Below are 17,083 nucleotides of genomic sequence, written 5' to 3'. Positions count from 1 at the left end.
CGCAAGTCGTCCGGGTCAATGCGCGGACACGGAATCCAGCCCGGTCGATTTCACTTCCGCTTGCACGTCCGGCGAAGCGAGATAGTCGAGAAGCGCCTTCGCTTCCCTCGGATGCTGCGCGCCGACGGGAATGCCGGCGGCGAAGCGCGTGACGGACTGCAAGGATTCGGGAATCTTCCCGGCGAAGGTCGCGCCCTTGACCGGCAGCAGTTCGCTTACTTGCTGGAAGCCGATTTCATAGTCGCCGTTCGCCACCACCGACGCGACGGGAATCCGCGGAATCATCTTCGCCTTGGGCTTCACTTGCTCTTCGATACCGAGCTTCCTGAACAGCTCGCGCTCGATATAGACGCCGCTCGCGCTGTCCGAATAAGCGATCGACTTTGCATGCAGCAGCGTCTCCCTGAGCCCGTCGACGGACGCGATGTCGGGCTTCGCCGCGCCTTCGCGCACCACCATGCCGATGCGCGAATCGGCCAGTTCCACCCGCGATCCGCGTATCACCTTGCCGTGCTCGATCAAGTCGTCGAGTGCGTAGCCGACCATGATGACGGCGTCCGCAGGCTCGCCGCGCCCGAGCCTGTTGGGGATGGCTTCGGGCGACTTGCCCATTGACGGGCCGAGCGCGGTGTCGAGCGTGTTGCCCGTCTGCGATGCGAACCGGGGGCCGAGCACCTTGTAGGCGGCGGTGAAGCCGCCCGAGCTCATGACGTGCAGGTCGGCGGCCTGTACGTTGGCCGCAGCGGCCGAGGCGGCGACGAGCGTGGCCGCGCCGAGTTTCAGAAGCAGTTTCTTCATGATCGTGTGTGTTCGGAGCATAGGTGACGGCTTGCGCCTCAGTGCGCGGGCGTCAGTGTCGCCGAGGGGCGTCGATAGAGCGCGAACGTCGCGAGAAGCGCGCACGCGGCGGCGAGGCTCATCCAGTAGCCGGGCGCGGCCTTGTCGCCGGTCAGGTGGATGAGCGCCGTCGATATTGCGGGCGTGAAGCCGCCGAACACCGCCGTGGCGAGGCTGTACGCGAGCGAGAAGCCGGCGACGCGAACCTGCACGGGCATGACTTCGGTGAGCGCGACGACCATCGCGCCGTTATAGATGCCGTACATGAACGAGAGCCAGAGCAACACGAACAGCATGTTGAGAAAGCTCGGCGCATGAGCGAGCAGCGACAGCGCCGGGTATGCGGTTGCGATGGCGAGCACGCTCATGCCGACGAGCAGCGGGCGGCGGCCGATGCGGTCGGACAGCGCGCCGCCGATCGGCAGCCACACGAAGTTGGACACGCCGACGCACAGCGTCACGAGCAGGCTGTCGGCGGTGCTCAGATGCAGCACGGTCTTGCCGAAGGTCGGCGCGTAGACCGTGATGAGATAGAAGCTCGTCGTGGTCATCGCAACCAGCATCATGCCGGCGATGACGACGGTCCAGTTCCGGGCCAGCGTGCCGAACACTTCCTTCATGCTCGGGCGATGCCGGCGCGCCTTGAACTCCTGCGTTTCCTCGAGATTGCGGCGCAGCATGAAGATGAACGGCACGATCATGCAGCCGACGAAGAACGGAACGCGCCAGCCCCACGCGGCGATGGCCGGCGTGCTCAGCCATTGGTTCAGCGCGAAGCCGAGTCCGGCGGCGACGACGATCGCGACTTGCTGGCTCGCGGACTGCCAGCTCGTGAAGAAGCCCTTGCGGCCGGGCGTCGCCATTTCGGCGAGATAGACGGATACCCCGCCGAGTTCGGCGCCCGCCGAGAAGCCTTGCAGCAGCCGCCCGAGCAGCACGAGCGCGGGCGCAAGAAGCCCGATCGTGGCGTAGCCCGGTACGAATGCGATGAGGATCGTCCCGCTCGCCATGATGGACAGCGTGACGATGAGGCCCTTGCGGCGGCCGACATCGTCGATATACGCGCCGAGCACGATCGCGCCCAGCGGCCGCATCAGGAAGCCGGCGCCGAACACGGCGAAGGTCATCATCAGCGAGGCGAATTCGCTTGCCGCGGGAAAAAAGACGTTGGCGATCTGCGTGGCGTAGAAGCCGAACAGAAAGAAGTCGAACTGCTCCAGGAAATTTCCGGCCGTCACGCGGAATACCGCAGCGGCCCTGGATTGCCCGGTTGAAAGGCTGGACGAGGAATGCATCGAGGTGTCTCCTGAAATCCGGAAAGAACGCCGTTTTCCGGTCGATGTTGTTCAGCCATATTCGCGCGGAACCGGCAAAACGATAAGTGCGATTTTCGGATCGATTGATGCGCGCCGGTTATCAATCGGCCGCTTGTTCGTCCGCGCGATTGTTGTCGCCGGGACAACATCCTGTGCGCCTCCGGAAGGCTACTGACGCGGGCTTCTCGTCCATACAATCGTCCACACGATCAAGGCAGAGCGCGTGATCGTGCTTCCCGTGCGGATCGCCGCACTTCCCATACAGGATTCCTGACTATGAACACGACAAGCAGAAATGTGCAGCCGGTCACCGCCAGCATCGGCAAACAAGGATCGGGCGAACTCGTGTCTTCCCGATACGCCGTGCGCGTGGGCGATGTCGATGTCGTACTGATCAGCGACGGCGTTCTGCCGCTGCCCACTTCCACCATGTCCACCAACGTGAGCGAGGCAGACCGCAACGAATGGTTCGATGGCCGTTTCCTGCAACGCGACACGTTCGACTGGGCGCTGAACGTCGCGCTCGTGCACAGCGGCGAACGCCTGGTGCTGATCGACTCCGGCGTGGGCGACGGTTTCGAATACTTCGCGCGCGCCGGCCGCTCGGTGAGCCGCCTCGAATCGGCCGGGATCGATCTCTCCGCCATCACCGATATCGTCATCACGCACATGCACATGGACCACGTGGGCGGGCTCAACGTCGAGGGCGTCAGGGCGAAGCTGCGTCCCGATGTACGCATTCACGTCGCGGCGGCCGAAGTGGCGTTTTGGAAGGACCCTGACTTCAGCCGGACGGTCATGCCGGAGTCGGTTCCTCCCGCGCTGCGCAAGGCGGCAGCCAGATTCACGACGCTCTATGCCGAGAACATCGTGGAGTTCGACCGCACAGTGAGCGTTGCGCCCGGCGTATCGGCACGCGTGACGGGCGGGCACACACCGGGGCATTGCGTCGTGGACGTCGCATCGAAAGGCGAGAAACTGACGTTCGTCGGCGATGCGATCTTCGAAGTGAACTTCGATCATCCCGACTGGCAAAACGGCTTCGAGCACGATCCCGAAACGGCGAGGGAGGTGCGTATCGCGCTGCTCGGCGAAGCGGCCAAAACGGGCGCGCTGCTGGCCGCGGCACACGTTGCGTTCCCGTCGGTCTGTCACGTGGCGAAGGAGGGCGATCGCTTCCGTTCCGTACCCGTGCTGTGGGACTACTGAGTCGGACCCGGCCCTCGACCGTTTATCGATGCGCGTCTTCGCTTGCCTGTTATTCTTTCGGGCAGGCGTCGAAGGACGGGCGATGCCGATGTCGAACCACAGGGCCATCAGCGATGAAGACAGCCGCATCACCGACTTCCTCCCATGAAAGCCTCGACGACGCGACGGGTACATTCGACGCCCTGCGTGCGCGTCTGCAGGGCATCGCGTATCGGATGCTGTCGTCGGTCGCCGAGGCCGAGGACGTCGTGCAGGACGCGTGGCTGCGCTGGTACGGCGCCGATCGCGCGAAGATCGACAACGGTGAAGCGTGGCTCGTCGCCGTGACCACGCGCCTCTCCATCGACCGGCTGCGCGCTCTGAAGGCGCAGCGCGAGCATTACGCGGGCATCTGGCTGCCCGAGCCTCAAGCCATCGACGCGCCGCATACGCCGGAGCAGATCCGCGAACGCGCGGACGACATATCGGTGGCCTTTCTGCTGCTTCTCGAACGTCTCACACCTGAAGCTCGCGCGGCGTTCCTGCTGCGAGAAGTCTTCGACGTCGATTACGACGAAGTAGCCAGCACATTGGGCAAGACCGAGACGGCGTGCCGCCAGCTGGTCAGCCGCGCGAAAATCCAGCTCCGCGAAAGCCGCCCGCGACTGTCCGTTCCACGGGAGATTCATCTGCGCCTGCTGACGAAGTTCGCCGAGGCGCTTCAGAAAGGCGACTTCGCCGAGATTCACAGCATGATTGCCGACGATGCCACGCTCGTCGGCGATGGCGGAGGGCGCGTGCCGAGCTTTCCGAAGCCGATGGAAGGAGGGCGGCGCATCGCCCAGCTGTTCTACGCGGCCAGGCTGCGCTTCAAGGACGAACTGCGCATCGAACTGGCCGTGCTCAACGGGCAATGGGCGCTTCTGCGCTTCATCGAAGGCAAGCTCGAATCCGCGCAATCGTACGAGACCGACGGCGAGCGTATCGTCCGCATTCACGTGCAGCGCAATCCCGACAAGCTCCTGCGGCTTGCTGCGGCCTTCGGCGCCTGCTAGGCCGTACCCGTGACGCCGCGTTTGTTGCCGCCCGGTCAACAGCGTGAGTCCGTCGTCGTGGCTTTCGGAGCGGGTCGCCGTTCCCTACGATGATCTCGTGCGATATCGGCGCGCCGATGCCCTCGAACAAGGCATCGAACGATACCTTCACCGGAGCAATCATGAGCCAACGCATCAACTACATTCAACAATCGCCGGAACTGTTCAAGCGGTTCGTCGCTTTCAGCATGGCGGCGCATGAAGGCAGCATCGAAAAGTCCGTCTCCGAACTGATCGCGCTGCGGGCGTCGCAGATGAACGGCTGCGGCTTCTGCGTGGACATGCACGTCAAGCAGGCGACGATACACGGCGAGCGCGCATTGCGTCTTCATCATGTAGCGATCTGGCGCGAGTCCGCCTTGTTCTCCGCGCGCGAACGTGCCGCGCTCGCGTGGACGGAAGTGCTGACGAAGCTGCCCGAGCACGGCGTCCCCGACGACGTCTACGAAAGCGTTCGCGCGCAGTTCACCGAACAGGAGTTGTCGGAGCTCACGTTCAAGATCGTGGAAATCAACGGCTGGAACCGGCTGAACGTGGCGTTCAGGACCGAACCGGGGTCGTCCGACAAGGCGTTCGGACTCGAGAAGGCCAATCTGGCCTGAGCGCCTGCTTCGAAAGGAGAAGCCAATGTCCGCACTCAGGAAATTCGCGTATTTCGCGCTGATGAGCTGCGCGCCGCTTGCGCACGCCGCGCCCGAAGCGGTCGTCACGCCGGTGCTGGAAAAGCCGTTGCCCGACTATCCCGGCAAGGAAGCATTGATGATCACGGTGGACTATCCGCCGGGCGCGGTGGACCCGGTCCATGTGCATCGGGCGCATGGCTTCATCTATGTGCTGGAGGGATCGATCGTCATGGGCGTCAGGGGAGGCAAGGAAGTCACCTTGACGCCCGGACAAACCTTCTATGAAGGCCCGAACGATGTTCATACGGTTGGCCGCAATGCAAGCGACAAGGAGCCGGCCAGGTTTCTCGTCCTGTTGCTGAAAGACGAGAAGGCGCCTGTGCTCACGCCCGTGAAATGACGCCCTGAGCACGGCGCCGATCCTCCAACCCGCCCGCCACGGAAAAAATGGCGGGCGGTGTCACAACTTGCCCGCATCGAACGTCTTGTGGATGTGCTTCCTTCGATTCGGGCAAATCATGTCATTCACCTCAACTACGTCTTCGCCGACCCGCGACGATTCGCTCGCCAGCAGCTTCGCAACGAGCTACGCGGGCGTGGTCGCCTTCCTTGCCGTGGCGAGCGAGGGCAGTTTCGCCAAGGCCGGCGACCGGCTGGGTATCGGCCGCTCCGCCGTCAGCCGGAACGTTCAGAAGCTCGAAGCGCAACTCGACGCGCGGCTCTTTCTGAGGACCACGCGCAGCACATCGCTCACGCGGGAAGGCGAACTCTTCTATGAGCATTGCCATCCGGGCGTGGAGCGGATCGTCCAGGCACTGGAAGAGATGCGCGAACTGCGCAACGGCCCGCCCCGAGGCCGCCTGCGCATCTGTTCGACGACGTGCTTCGGACGCGCCATCGTCGCGCCGCTCCTGCACGGATTCCACGAAGCGTACCCCGACATATCGCTCGAACTTCTGCTCGACGATCACCCCGTGAACTTCACGACGGACCGGGTCGATGTGGCCTTCCGCGATGGCCGCATGGAAGACAGTCAGATCGTTGCACGACAGCTCATCCCGATGCAGATGCTCGTCTGCGCATCGCCCGGATACGCAAGCGAGCACGGCTTGCCGCGCAACGTCGGCGAACTCGGCGGACATCGCTGCATCAACTTGCGGACGGCGTCCGGACGCATCGCCGAGTGGGAGTTCAAGGTCGACGGCCGTCCTCATAAGGTCATGCCGGGCGCATATCACACGTTCAACTGCCCGGAGCTCGTACTGCAGGCGGTCAACGCGGGGCAGGGCATCGCGCAGCTTGCGGCGTTTCAGGTCTGTGACGCGTTACGCGACGGACGCCTCGTCACGTGTCTTGCGCAAGATGCGCCCGACGACCGCGGCCACTACGTTTGCTATCTCAGCCGCAAGCATCTGCCGGCGCGCATCCGCGTGGTCGTCGACTACATGACGGAGCACATACGCGCGCTCGACCTCGATTTCCTCACTGCGTTGCCGCCGGCCGCCCCGGCCGATTGATGCCGCGTCGTCAACAGTGCGAGTCCTCGCGCGCGTCTTCCGGACCGCTCATCCGGCGCCTACGATTCATCCCGTACGGTGGCCGCTCGCAAGCGCGCTCCGGCAACAGGTGCGGCGCAATCACGCGGCGCGGCCGCGGCTTCGTGCCGCTGCGAAGTCATAGAGGGAAACACCATGAAAATCGTCGTCATTGGCGGTAGCGGACTCATCGGCGCGAAGGTCGTCGAGCATTTGCGCGCGCGTGGCCATGAAACCATCGCGGCATCGCCTGCATCGGGTGTGAACACCGTCACGGGCGAAGGTCTCGCAAATGCGCTGGCAGGCGCACACGTCGTCGTGGATGTCGCCAACTCGCCGTCCTTCGAAGACGATGCAGTCCTCGCGTTCTTTCAGACATCGGGCCGCAATCTCTGCGCCGCAGAGAAGGCCGCGGGCGTCGGTCATCACGTCGCCCTGTCGGTGGTCGGCACCGACCGGCTGGAAGAAAGCGGCTACTTTCGCGGCAAGATCGCGCAAGAGGCGCTGATTCGCGAATCCGGCGTGCCGTACACGATCGTGCGTTCGACGCAGTTTTTCGAGTTCGTCGGCGGGATTGCGCAAGCAGGGGCCGATGGCGATACGGTGCGTCTTCCGCCTGCCGACATCCAGCCGATCGCATCCGACGATATCGCGCTGGCCGTCGCGGACTACGCGCTCGCCGCACCGATCAACGGCGTCGTCGAAGTAGCCGGGCCCGAGGGGATGCGGCTCGTGGACCTGGTTCAGCGCTATCTGACCGCAACCGGCGATGGGCGCAAGGCCATCGAGGACGAGCAAGCACGCTACTTCGGCGCACGACTGAACGACGATACGCTCGTGCCGGGCGCGAATCCGCGGCTTGGCAGCACAGGTTTCGATGCGTGGTTCGCCCGCTCGCGTGCCGTTGCCGCGCGCTGACCGGAGCGAGAGCCGTCGTCATGAATCCCTTGCGTCCGCCGCCCGCGTCGCTGCTCGACAAGTTTCACGGCCAGGACCCGCGCGAACTGTACTCGACCTCCGTTACCGTCTCGGGCGGCGAGGCCGGGCACGGCCGCGCCTCGGGCATCGCCCGCTCGGATGACGGCAACCTCGACGTGCATCTGCGTCTGCCTGCCGAACTCGGCGGGCCCGGCGGCGGCACGAATCCCGAGCAGCTTTTCGCCGCCGGTTACGCGGCGTGCTTTCACGGCGCGTTGACGCTTCTGGCGGCCAGGGAAGGCATCGAAATAAAAAGCGCCGCGGTCGTGGCGACGATCAGCTTCTCACGCGATCCGATGGACGGCCTCTTCATGCTCGCAGCCGATATCTGCGTGCATCTGCCGGGCGTCGAGCGCGAACTCGCGAGGGCGCTGGTCCGCAACACCGAACGATTCTGCCCATACGCGAAGATGGCGCGGCAGGGCATCGTGAATGTGGTGAGGCTCGCATCGCCCGATGAGGCATTGCCCGATGCCGGGTGGATTGCAAGTGCCGGGCGGCGTGAGGGCTGAAGGCGGTCTGCTTCGCCACTTGGTCGCGCCCAATCATCGACCTGCTGCCGCCTTCACAACCGCCAAACTGCTTTCTAATCGTCGTCTCCGGATAGAACCGCTTCGGTATCTTCCACTGCTCACTCGCCAGTCCGCGCTCTGCCGCCCTTCACACCGAATCATTTCTGCGCCTGCAAGAGTGTGTTTTACCGCGCTCTTTCTTTAACGATAAGGGAGTGAGTTATTGCGTTGCGACAAGCGCGCAACTCAGGCGGAGCGAGCAACTCACTCATGGAATTGCTGCGCCCGCGAGAGAAAACGCCTGGGTTTAAAAGCAACCGCATACGGGAAAATCCCAAGAAATACATCAGACGTCTGATGTATATTTGACGCCGGGCCACTTGCGAGAGCACCATGCGTCTAAGCGTCGAACGTTCGATGAGCGACAAGATTCAGGATTCGCTACTCACGATGATTCGCGAGCGCAAGCTGAAACCGGGCGACCAGATTCCCACGGAAATAGAATTGTGTGAGTTGCTGGGCGTCGGACGTTCCAGTTTGCGCGAGGCGGTCGCGCAGATGATTTCGCATGGACTGCTCGAACGCGTGCAAGGCAGGGGTACCTTCATCAGACAAATTTCGCTCAAGCTGCAAGGCGGGCTGGATGATCTGATGTCCGTGACCGACATGATCAAGAGCGTCGGCGCAGTGCCGTCGACGAGTCGCATCCAGATTGACACCATCGCGGCGTCGGAGAGTCTCGCGGAGAAGCTCGGCATCGAAGCGGGCGACGCATGCGTTCGCATCGAGCGCGTGCGCCGCGCCGACGACGCGATCGCCGCGTACTGCATCGACACCATCCCGAAGACGTTGTTCGATGCCGCGGACGGTGAGCTGGGCGAATCGCTGTTCGGCATGTTCGCGCGTACCGGGCGGCGTCTGTCGCATACGCATACGTCGATACAGCCGACCATTCTCACGCCGCGCGATCTGCCCGAACTGGGCGACGGCTTCGGTCTGTTCTTGCTGCTGGACGAAGTGGATTTCGATCAGAGCGGCCAGCCGCTTTGCTATAGCAACGACTACTACAACACGAGCATCTTCAAGTTCGATCTGGTGCGCAAACGTCGCTGAAGCGTGTCGATGGCTTGCGCTTTGCAACACATCGGAGGAGACACCGATGGAGTTCGAAGCATTCACCGCATCGGCGCTTGCCGATTACCTGGGCGGCATCGCCGAGCTGCGCGCCCGTCTGGGCGATCCCGCCGATCTGGAGATCGTCGAAGTCGGCGACGGCAATCTCAACTTCGTGTACTTCGTGACCAATGCGAAGGCGCGCGAGCGCAGCGTCGTCGTCAAGCAGGCGCCACCGTTCCTGCGGCTCGTCGGCAAGAACTGGCCGCTATCGTGTCAGCGCATGGACCATGAGGTCGCGGCGTTGCGCCGCTTCGGCGCACTCTGTCCGCAGCATGTGCCACAGGTCTATCACGCCGACGAAAAGCGCTATCTGATGGTCATGCAGCATCTCTCCTCGCATCGCATTCTGCGGCAGGGATTGATCGATGGCGTCACCTATCCGCTGATGGCCGAGCATCTGTCGACCTATCTCGCGCAGACGCTGTTTTTCGGCTCCGACCTGTATCTCGCACCCGACATCAAGAAACAGGCAGTGGCCGCGGCCGTCAACGCGGAGCTATGCAAGATCACCGAGGACCTGGTCTTCACGTTCCCGTTCGAAGCGCATCCCTCGAATGTCTACAGCGCCGCCCTGCCGAAGTCCGCGCTCGAGCGGCTGCGCACGAACGGCGCCTTGCGCAGCGCTGCGGCAGACATGAAGTGGGCCTTCATGAATCATGCGGAGACCTTGCTGCACGGCGATCTGCATACCGGCTCGATCATGGTCAACGAGCGCGAGACGTATGTGATCGACCCGGAGTTCGCTTTCTATGGGCCGATGGGATTCGACATCGGCGCGCTGATCGCGAATCTTCTGCTCGCCTATTTTTCGCGTGACTATCACGGCCGCCTCGATGGCGGCGATCCCGTCGCGTATCAGGAATGGCTGCTCGAACAGATCACGCGCATCTGGAACGGCTTCAGCGCGAAGTTCCTCGCGCTGTGGCGCGATCACGAGAGCCGCAGCGGCCGGCCGTTCATCGGCGGATCGGCGGACGGCCGCGCGGCCGAAGCATATCGCGCCCACTTCATGCGGCGGCTGCTCGCCGACACGCTGGGCTTCGCGGGCTGCAAGATGATCCGGCGCATCGTCGGCATGGCGAAGGTCGCGGAGATCACGCGCATTCCCGATGCGGACCTGCGTGCGCAGATCGAAGTGCGCTGCCTGCGCTGCGCCGAAGCGTTGCTCGTGCAGCGCGCCGCGCTGACCGATATCGAACACGTCGTCCTGCTCGCGCGCGACATGGCGCGCGATGCCCTCGCACAACGCTGACCGGAGCCTCAATGAATTCGCAGACCCTGTTGCCGACGCTGGCGCCGACCATCGAATGGCGTGACGGCAAGCTGCTGCTGCTCGACCAGACGCGCCTGCCGCACGAGATCGTCGTGGAGCATGTCGCCGATGCCGCCGCTGTGTGGCGCGCCATTCACGAACTGCGCGTGCGCGGCGCGCCGGCCATTGGTGTTGCGGCGGGATACGGACTTTGCGTCGCGATGCAGGATGCGCGCGCGTTGCCGGTGGCGCAGTTTCGCGCGGAACTGGAACGGCGCGCCGCATGGCTCGACACCGCGCGGCCCACGGCTGTGAATCTGAGCTGGAGTCTGCGGCGCATGACGAGCCGCGCGCGCGAATGCGATACGCAGGACTCCGCCGTGCTGTACGACGTGCTCGTCGATGAAGCGAGGCGCATCCACGAAGAGGACATCGCCTTGTGCGAAGGCATAGGCGTGCATGGCATGTCGCTGATCGGCGAGGGCAACGGCGTGCTCACGCACTGCAACGCGGGTGCGCTCGCGACGACCGGTCTCGGCACGGCCACGGCCCCGATCTATGCGGCGCATCGCGCGGGCATCGCGTTCAGCGTCTTCGCCGATGAAACGCGCCCCCTGCTGCAGGGCGCGCGCCTCACGGCTTTCGAGTTGCAGCAGGCGGGCGTGGACGTCACGCTCATCATGGATGGCGCGGCCGCGTCGATCATGTCTCAGGGGCTGGTCGATCTCGTCATCGTCGGCACGGACCGGGTGGCCGCGAACGGCGACTTCGCGAACAAGATCGGCACGCTCGGGCTCGCCATCGCCGCGCGCCATTACGGCATCCCGTTCTATGTCGCGTGCCCGTCCTCGACGCTCGACTTCTCGTCGGCGACGGGGGAGCGCATCGAAATCGAGGAACGCTCCGGCACGGAGGTCACGCATCTCGCGGGGCAGCGGGTCGCGCCCGAGCACATCAAGGCCCGCAATCCCGCCTTCGACGTGACGCCGCACGAGCTCGTCACCGGCTTCATCACCGAGCGCGGCATCGTGAAGGCGCCGTTCGAACGATCGCTGAAACGCCTCTTTGCCGCCGAAGGCAACGCCGCATGAGCGCCGTGAATGAAGCTGAACTGCGACAGGGCATCGTCGAAACGGCGCTCGAAATGGAGCGGCTCGGCATCAATCAGGGCACATCGGGCAACGTCAGCGCACGCTTTCGCGATGGCTTGCTCATCACGCCGAGCGGCGTTCCGGCACGCGAACTGAGCGCGGCGAGCATCGTCTATCTGCCGCTCGATGTATGCGACGGCGACGACGCGCTACGCGTGCAACGGCCTTCATCGGAATGGCGCATTCATCGCGATCTGCTGCGCGCGCGCCCGGACATGCATGCGGTCGTGCACACGCATTCGACGGCGGCAACGGCGCTCGCCATTCACGGCCGCGAGATTCCGGCCGTGCATTACATGGTGGCCGCCGCGGGCGGAACATCGATTCGCTGCGCGCCGTATGCGCTCTTCGGCACGCAGGCGCTGTCGGACCATGCGCTCGCCGCGCTCGCAGGACGGCGCGCATGTCTGCTTGCGCATCACGGTGTCGTCGCGCTCGGGGCGGATCTGTCGGGGGCCGTGTGGCTCGCGCATGAAGTCGAAGTGCTCGCGAGGCAATACCTGCTGGCCTTGCAACTGGGCGCGCCGCCGGTGCTGTCGAACGAGCAGATGGATGAAGTGCTGGAGAGATTCAAGACGTACGGCAAGCGCAGCAAGGATGAATGAAATCGGCGACAAGACATCAAGCTAACTGCAATGAACAACTCGTACAAAGGAGACAGTGATGGCCTGGAGTTCAGCACGGTTCGATAGTTGGGGCAGCTTCGGCAAATCAACCGGCGCGTTGCTGCTGTGCGCAGCGGCGCTCGCGGGATGCAACAAGAGCGAGAACGCGTCGTCGGGCAGCAGTTCCGCGAAAAGCGCGAGCGACAGCGCAAGCGCACCGGCGAGCGCGCCAGCGGCGGCTGCGGCGAGCGGCAGCAAGCCAAAGATCGGCTTCTCGATCGCGACGTTGAACAATGCGTTCTTCGTGGGCCTGAAGGCCGGCGTGGAACGCGGCGCGAAGGATCAGAACTTCGACCTGGTTCAAACCAACGCGAACGGCGATGCGCAACAGCAGGTCAACGATGCGCTGAACCTGCTGAGCCAGGGCGTGACCGCGCTCGTGCTGAATCCGATCGATTCGAAGGCGATCATTCCGGCGGTCGAGAAGGCGAACCAGATGAACGTCCCGGTCTTCACGCTCGATCGCGGATCGGACGGCGGCAAGGTGACGTCCTTCGTCGCATCGGACAACGTCGCGCTCGGCCAGACAGCCGCGAAGTGGATCGCGGAGCAACTGAAGAAGCGATACGGGTCGGAGAAGGGCAACGTCGTCGACCTGATCGGTCTCGTCGGCACCACGGCGGCGACCGACCGCGAGAAGGGCTTCAGCGATGAGATTGCGAAGTATCCGGACATCAAGGTGGTCGCACGTCAGGAAGGCGCGTTCGATCAGGAGAAGTCGCTCAACGCGATGACCAATATCCTGCAGAAGTATCCGCAGATCGACGCGGTGTTCGGCGCGAACGACGACAACACCGTCGGCGCGGAGAAGGCCATCGACAACGCGGGACGCTACAAGCCGCTCGACGACAAGGCGCACATCATGGTGATCGGTGCGGACGGAACCGCACAGGCGCTCTCGGCGATCCGCGCGGGCAAGCAGGACGCGACCATCTCGCAGAACCCCATCAAGATGGCGGCGAAGTCGCTGCAGTTCATCGCGGACTACAACGGCAAGAAGGACGTGCCCGCGAACTATGCGTGGCCCACGATGCTCATCGACAAGTCCAACATCGACTCGGATGCGGTCAAGCAATATGGCCTGTGGTCCGAGGAAGTGAAGCAGTAAGGCCAACCGGCGGCCGCGCGTGCAGCAAGCGCGCGGCCGCGAGCGGAATGCGAACATGACAGTCGAAACCGAAGCGCTCGCGCGCATGCCTTCCGGCACGAAGGCGCCGCTGCTGCGCATGCAGGGCATCGTCAAGAGCTTTCCCGGCGTGAAGGCGCTGCGCGGCGTCAGTCTCGAACTGCACGCCGGTCACGTGATGGCCATCGTCGGCGAGAACGGCGCGGGGAAGTCGTCGCTCGTGAAGACGCTCTCGGGCGCTTACGAGCCGGACGAAGGCAACATCGAAATCGACGGCAGGCCGCTTGCGCGCGGCACGAATGCGGCGATCGACGCGGGCGTGGCCGTCATCTATCAGGAGCTGTCGCTCATCAACGACATGACGGTTGCCGAGAATCTCTTTCTCGGGCGCATGCCGGCGAAGCGCGGCTTCGTCAGACAGCGCGAGGCCCATGCGATGGCGCGCGAGGCGCTCGCGCGGGTGGGTCTCGACAACGTGCCGCCGTGGATGCGTCTCGGCGACCTGCCGCTCAACAAGCGGCAACTCGTGGAAGTGGCGAAGGCGATTGCGCGCGATGCCCGCATCCTCGTGATGGACGAGCCGACCGCCGCGCTCCAGAGCCACGACATAGAAAACCTCTACGCGGTCGTGCGGCGATTGCGCGAAGAGGGCATGGGCATCATCTTCATCTCGCATCATCTGGAAGAAGTCTTCGAGCTGGCGGATTCGGCGGTCGTGATGCGCGATGGCGCGACGGTCGGCGCGCGTCCCATGTCCGAATGGACCGAAGCCGAACTCGTGCAGGCGATGGTCGCGCGCAATCTCGAGTCGTTCTATCCGTGGGAGCCGCGCGAGTATGGCGACGTCGTGCTCGACGTGCGCAACCTCGCGAGCGCGCCGCTTCTGCGCAACGCGAGCTTCACCGTGCGCGCCGGGGAGATCGTCGGCATTGCGGGCATCGCGGGCGCGGGACGCACGGAATTGCTGAAGACGATCTTCGGCGCGCTGCCCGCGACGCACGGCGAGATCGCCGTGAGGGGCAGGACAGTATCGAATCATTCGCCGACAGAGGGCGTGCGCCACGGGCTTGTGTATACGTCGGAGGATCGCAAGCTCGAAGGGCTCGTGCTCGACGCCAGCATCGAAGAGAACATTGCGCTCTCGAGCCTGAAGGCGCTGGCGAGCGGCGGCTTCGTGCGGGGCGCGCGAAAGCGCAAGCTCGCGCAGGATGCGAGCACGCGTTTCGGCGTGCGCGCGTCGTCGGTGCTGCAGATCACGGGCACGCTCTCGGGCGGCAATCAGCAGAAGGTCATTCTCGGCCGCGCCACGGCGACAAATCCCGCCGTCATCATGCTCGATGAACCGACGCGCGGCATCGACGTGGGCGCAAAGACCGAAATCTACGCGCATATGGTGAGGATGGCGCGCGCGGGCGCGGCGGTCATCATGGTGAGTTCGGAGTTGCCGGAACTGCTCGGCATGTCGGATCGCGTGCTCGTGATGTATCGCGGCAGCATCGTGACCGAAATCGCCCGCGACAAGGCGGACTCCGAAACAGTGATTCAGTGGGCAACGACAGGAGCAGGCGCATGACATCCACGGCAGCCAACCGGGCGGACACCGAAGCGCTGTCGCGCCGCGTGATCCGTCAACTGAGAAGCGGCATCGGGCCACTGTTCGCCGCGCTCGTCATCATCTGCGTGGCGTTGTCGATCGCATCGCCCGAATTTCTGACGACGAGCACGCTCACCAACATCATGGTGCAGGTGTCCGTCGTGGGCATCGCGGCGGTCGGGGGCACCTTCGTCATCATCACGTCGGGCATCGATCTGTCGGTCGGGTCGCTCGTCGCGCTGAGCGGCATGGTCGCGGCGACGTTCATGGCCGGGTCGAGCCCGGATGCGGTCGGTCTCGGCATCGGCGGACTTTTCATTGCGCTGGCGGCAGGCGCGGCGGTCGGGGCGATCAACGGCTTCGCGATTTCATGGCTGCGGCTCGTGCCCTTCATCGTCACGCTCGCCGCGATGGCGATGGCGCGCGGCCTCACGCTCGCCATTTCCGACGGCCGCACCAAGTTCGACTTCCCGAACGCGTTCACCGTCTTCGGCGCGAAGGCGATCGCGGGCCTGCCGATGCCGATGATCGTGATGCTCGTCGTGTTCGTCATCGGCCATGTGCTGCTGCGCAAGACGACGTTCGGCCATCAGGTCTTCGCGGTCGGCGGCAATCAGGAGGCCGCGCGGCTCGCGGGCATTCCGGTGCGGCGCGTTGTCTTTTTCACGTACATGCTCGCGGGTGTCACGGCGGCGATCGCGGGCATCGTGCTCGCGGGGCGTCTGAACTCCGCATTGCCCTCGGCGGCCAACGGGCTCGAGCTTCAGGTGATCGCGGCCATCGTGATCGGCGGCACGTCGCTCGCGGGCGGACGCGGATCGATCGTCGGCACGTTCATCGGCGTCGTGCTGATCGGGGTCATCAACGTCGGTCTGTCGCTGCTCGGCGTGAACCCGTTCTGGACGCAGTTTATTCAGGGCGGCGTGATTTTCGCGGCGGTGCTGCTCGACGCACTGAGCCAGCGCAGGAAGCTTTGACGCCCGCCATCCACGCAAATAACGGAGACACCAGAATGAAGAAGATCATCAACAACCCGGAAACCTTCGTCGACGAAATCATCGATGCGCTGCTGCTCGCGCATCCGAAATGGATCAAGGCGGCCAACGCGGACAAGCGCGCACTGGTTCGCGCCGATGCGCCGAAGGAAGGCCGCGTGGGCATCGTGACGGGCGGCGGCTCGGGCCATATGCCGGGCTTCCTGGGCTACGTGGGCGAAGGTCTGTGCGGCGGCGTGGCGGTGGGCAACGTGTTCTCGTCGCCGTCGTCCGAGCAGATTCTGGAAGCGACGAAAGGCGTGAACGGCGGCGCGGGCGTGCTGTACGTGTACGGCAATTATGGCGGCGACGTCCTGAACTTCGATCTCGCGTCCGACCTCGCGGATGCGGAAGGCATCGACATCGAGACCGTCGTGCTGACGGACGACGTGGCATCGGCGCCGAAGGAACGCGCAGCCGACCGGCGCGGCGTGGCAGGCATGGTGTTCGCGTTCAAGTGCGCGGGCGCGGCGGCCGAGCGCGGCGATTCGCTCGATGAAGTCGCACGCATCTGCGCAAAGGCCAATGCGAACTGCCGCACGATGGGCGTGGGGCTGTCCCCGACGATCCTGCCTGCAGCGGGCAAGCCGACCTTCACGCTGCCCGATGGCGAGATGGAGATCGGCATCGGCATCCATGGCGAACCGGGCACGCATCGCGGCGCGCTGCAATCGGCCGATGCGATCGCGGACGACCTGATGCGCCAGATTCTCGACGATCTCGCCGCGCCGAAGGGTTCGCGTCTTGCCTTGCTCGTGAACGGACTCGGCGCGACGCCGCTCGAGGAACTGTATCTGCTGTACCGGCGTGCGGCGAAGATCATCGACGGCGACGGGCTGACGGTCGCGTGGTCGTATGTCGGCGAGTACGTGACGAGCCTGGAGATGGCGGGCGCATCGATCACGGTGATGCTGCTCGACGACGAGCTTGAAGCGCTGCTGGCCGCGCCGGCGCATTCGCCGTTCTTTCGTGAAGGCACGCGTGCATGATGAGGATCACGAA

17 protein-coding genes are annotated in these 17,083 nt (G+C 64.4%); 15 read left to right on the top strand and 2 right to left on the bottom strand.

All coding sequences use genetic code 11. The features are described from left to right. Positions 1-15: 15 nt before the first annotated feature. Together P9220_RS22310 and P9220_RS22305 are read right to left on the bottom strand one after the other, a co-directional pair. The gene (locus P9220_RS22310; RefSeq protein WP_309767783.1) at positions 16-798 is read right to left on the bottom strand and encodes a substrate-binding domain-containing protein; all 783 of its coding nucleotides are present in this window, start codon (positions 796-798) and stop codon (positions 16-18) included. A 38-nt stretch (positions 799-836) separates the two neighbouring features. Beyond that, positions 837-2,132 (bottom strand): MFS transporter, encoded by a 1,296-nt coding sequence (locus P9220_RS22305; RefSeq protein ID WP_309767781.1) that lies wholly within the window; start codon positions 2,130-2,132, stop codon positions 837-839. A 297-nt stretch (positions 2,133-2,429) separates the two neighbouring features. On the opposite strand from P9220_RS22305, the gene P9220_RS22300 reads away from it, so the two are divergent. The 15 genes from P9220_RS22300 (at position 2,430) to P9220_RS22230 (ending at position 17,070) form a co-directional block, all read left to right on the top strand. Beyond that, positions 2,430-3,362, top strand: a complete 933-nt coding sequence (locus P9220_RS22300; protein ID WP_309767780.1) for an MBL fold metallo-hydrolase — start codon at positions 2,430-2,432, stop codon at positions 3,360-3,362. 113 nt (positions 3,363-3,475) lie between these two features. After that, positions 3,476-4,396, top strand: coding sequence for an RNA polymerase sigma-70 factor (locus tag P9220_RS22295; protein WP_309767777.1), 921 nt, complete (start codon positions 3,476-3,478; stop codon positions 4,394-4,396). Positions 4,397-4,557: 161 nt separating this feature from the next. Continuing rightward, positions 4,558-5,037, top strand: coding sequence for a carboxymuconolactone decarboxylase family protein (locus P9220_RS22290; RefSeq protein ID WP_309767775.1), 480 nt, complete (start codon positions 4,558-4,560; stop codon positions 5,035-5,037). A gap of 25 nt (positions 5,038-5,062) precedes the next feature. After that, positions 5,063-5,458, top strand: coding sequence for a cupin domain-containing protein (locus P9220_RS22285; protein ID WP_309767773.1), 396 nt, complete (start codon positions 5,063-5,065; stop codon positions 5,456-5,458). Positions 5,459-5,576: 118 nt separating this feature from the next. After that, entirely contained in the window at positions 5,577-6,575 is a 999-nt protein-coding gene (locus P9220_RS22280) for a LysR substrate-binding domain-containing protein (protein WP_309767770.1), read from the top strand. Between the two features lie 174 nt (positions 6,576-6,749). Then, positions 6,750-7,511 carry an SDR family oxidoreductase gene (locus P9220_RS22275; RefSeq protein WP_309767768.1) on the top strand — a complete coding sequence of 254 codons (762 nt, stop codon included), beginning with the start codon at positions 6,750-6,752 and terminating at the stop codon, positions 7,509-7,511. Between the two features lie 20 nt (positions 7,512-7,531). Further along, entirely contained in the window at positions 7,532-8,083 is a 552-nt protein-coding gene (locus P9220_RS22270) for an Ohr family peroxiredoxin (RefSeq protein ID WP_309767766.1), read from the top strand. A gap of 417 nt (positions 8,084-8,500) precedes the next feature. Further along, on the top strand, positions 8,501-9,196 hold the full coding sequence (locus P9220_RS22265; RefSeq protein ID WP_309767764.1) for a GntR family transcriptional regulator: 696 nt from the start codon (positions 8,501-8,503) through the stop codon (positions 9,194-9,196). 46 nt (positions 9,197-9,242) lie between these two features. Next, positions 9,243-10,511, top strand: a complete 1,269-nt coding sequence (gene mtnK, locus P9220_RS22260; protein ID WP_309767761.1) for an S-methyl-5-thioribose kinase — start codon at positions 9,243-9,245, stop codon at positions 10,509-10,511. 11 nt (positions 10,512-10,522) lie between these two features. Next, on the top strand, positions 10,523-11,602 hold the full coding sequence (mtnA, locus tag P9220_RS22255; protein ID WP_309767760.1) for an S-methyl-5-thioribose-1-phosphate isomerase: 1,080 nt from the start codon (positions 10,523-10,525) through the stop codon (positions 11,600-11,602). Continuing rightward, complete coding sequence (locus P9220_RS22250) at positions 11,599-12,267, top strand: class II aldolase/adducin family protein (protein WP_309767758.1); 669 nt, start codon at positions 11,599-11,601, stop codon at positions 12,265-12,267. The genes mtnA and P9220_RS22250 overlap by 4 nt, the downstream gene beginning before the upstream one ends. Positions 12,268-12,325: 58 nt before the next feature. Then, positions 12,326-13,435, top strand: a complete 1,110-nt coding sequence (locus P9220_RS22245) for a sugar ABC transporter substrate-binding protein (RefSeq protein ID WP_309767756.1) — start codon at positions 12,326-12,328, stop codon at positions 13,433-13,435. A gap of 55 nt (positions 13,436-13,490) precedes the next feature. Then, positions 13,491-15,026 (top strand): sugar ABC transporter ATP-binding protein, encoded by a 1,536-nt coding sequence (locus tag P9220_RS22240; protein ID WP_309767755.1) that lies wholly within the window; start codon positions 13,491-13,493, stop codon positions 15,024-15,026. Beyond that, complete coding sequence (locus tag P9220_RS22235) at positions 15,023-16,024, top strand: ABC transporter permease (protein ID WP_309767753.1); 1,002 nt, start codon at positions 15,023-15,025, stop codon at positions 16,022-16,024. Before P9220_RS22240 ends, P9220_RS22235 begins: the two co-directional genes overlap by 4 nt. A gap of 35 nt (positions 16,025-16,059) precedes the next feature. Continuing rightward, the gene (locus tag P9220_RS22230) at positions 16,060-17,070 is read left to right on the top strand and encodes a dihydroxyacetone kinase subunit DhaK (RefSeq protein ID WP_309767750.1); all 1,011 of its coding nucleotides are present in this window, start codon (positions 16,060-16,062) and stop codon (positions 17,068-17,070) included. Positions 17,071-17,083: the final 13 nt, after the last annotated feature.

The sequence above is a fragment of the Caballeronia sp. LZ016 genome (assembly GCF_031450805.1).
Lineage (GTDB): Bacteria > Pseudomonadota > Gammaproteobacteria > Burkholderiales > Burkholderiaceae > Caballeronia.
This window is presented reverse-complemented; position numbering and strand designations above follow the sequence as displayed.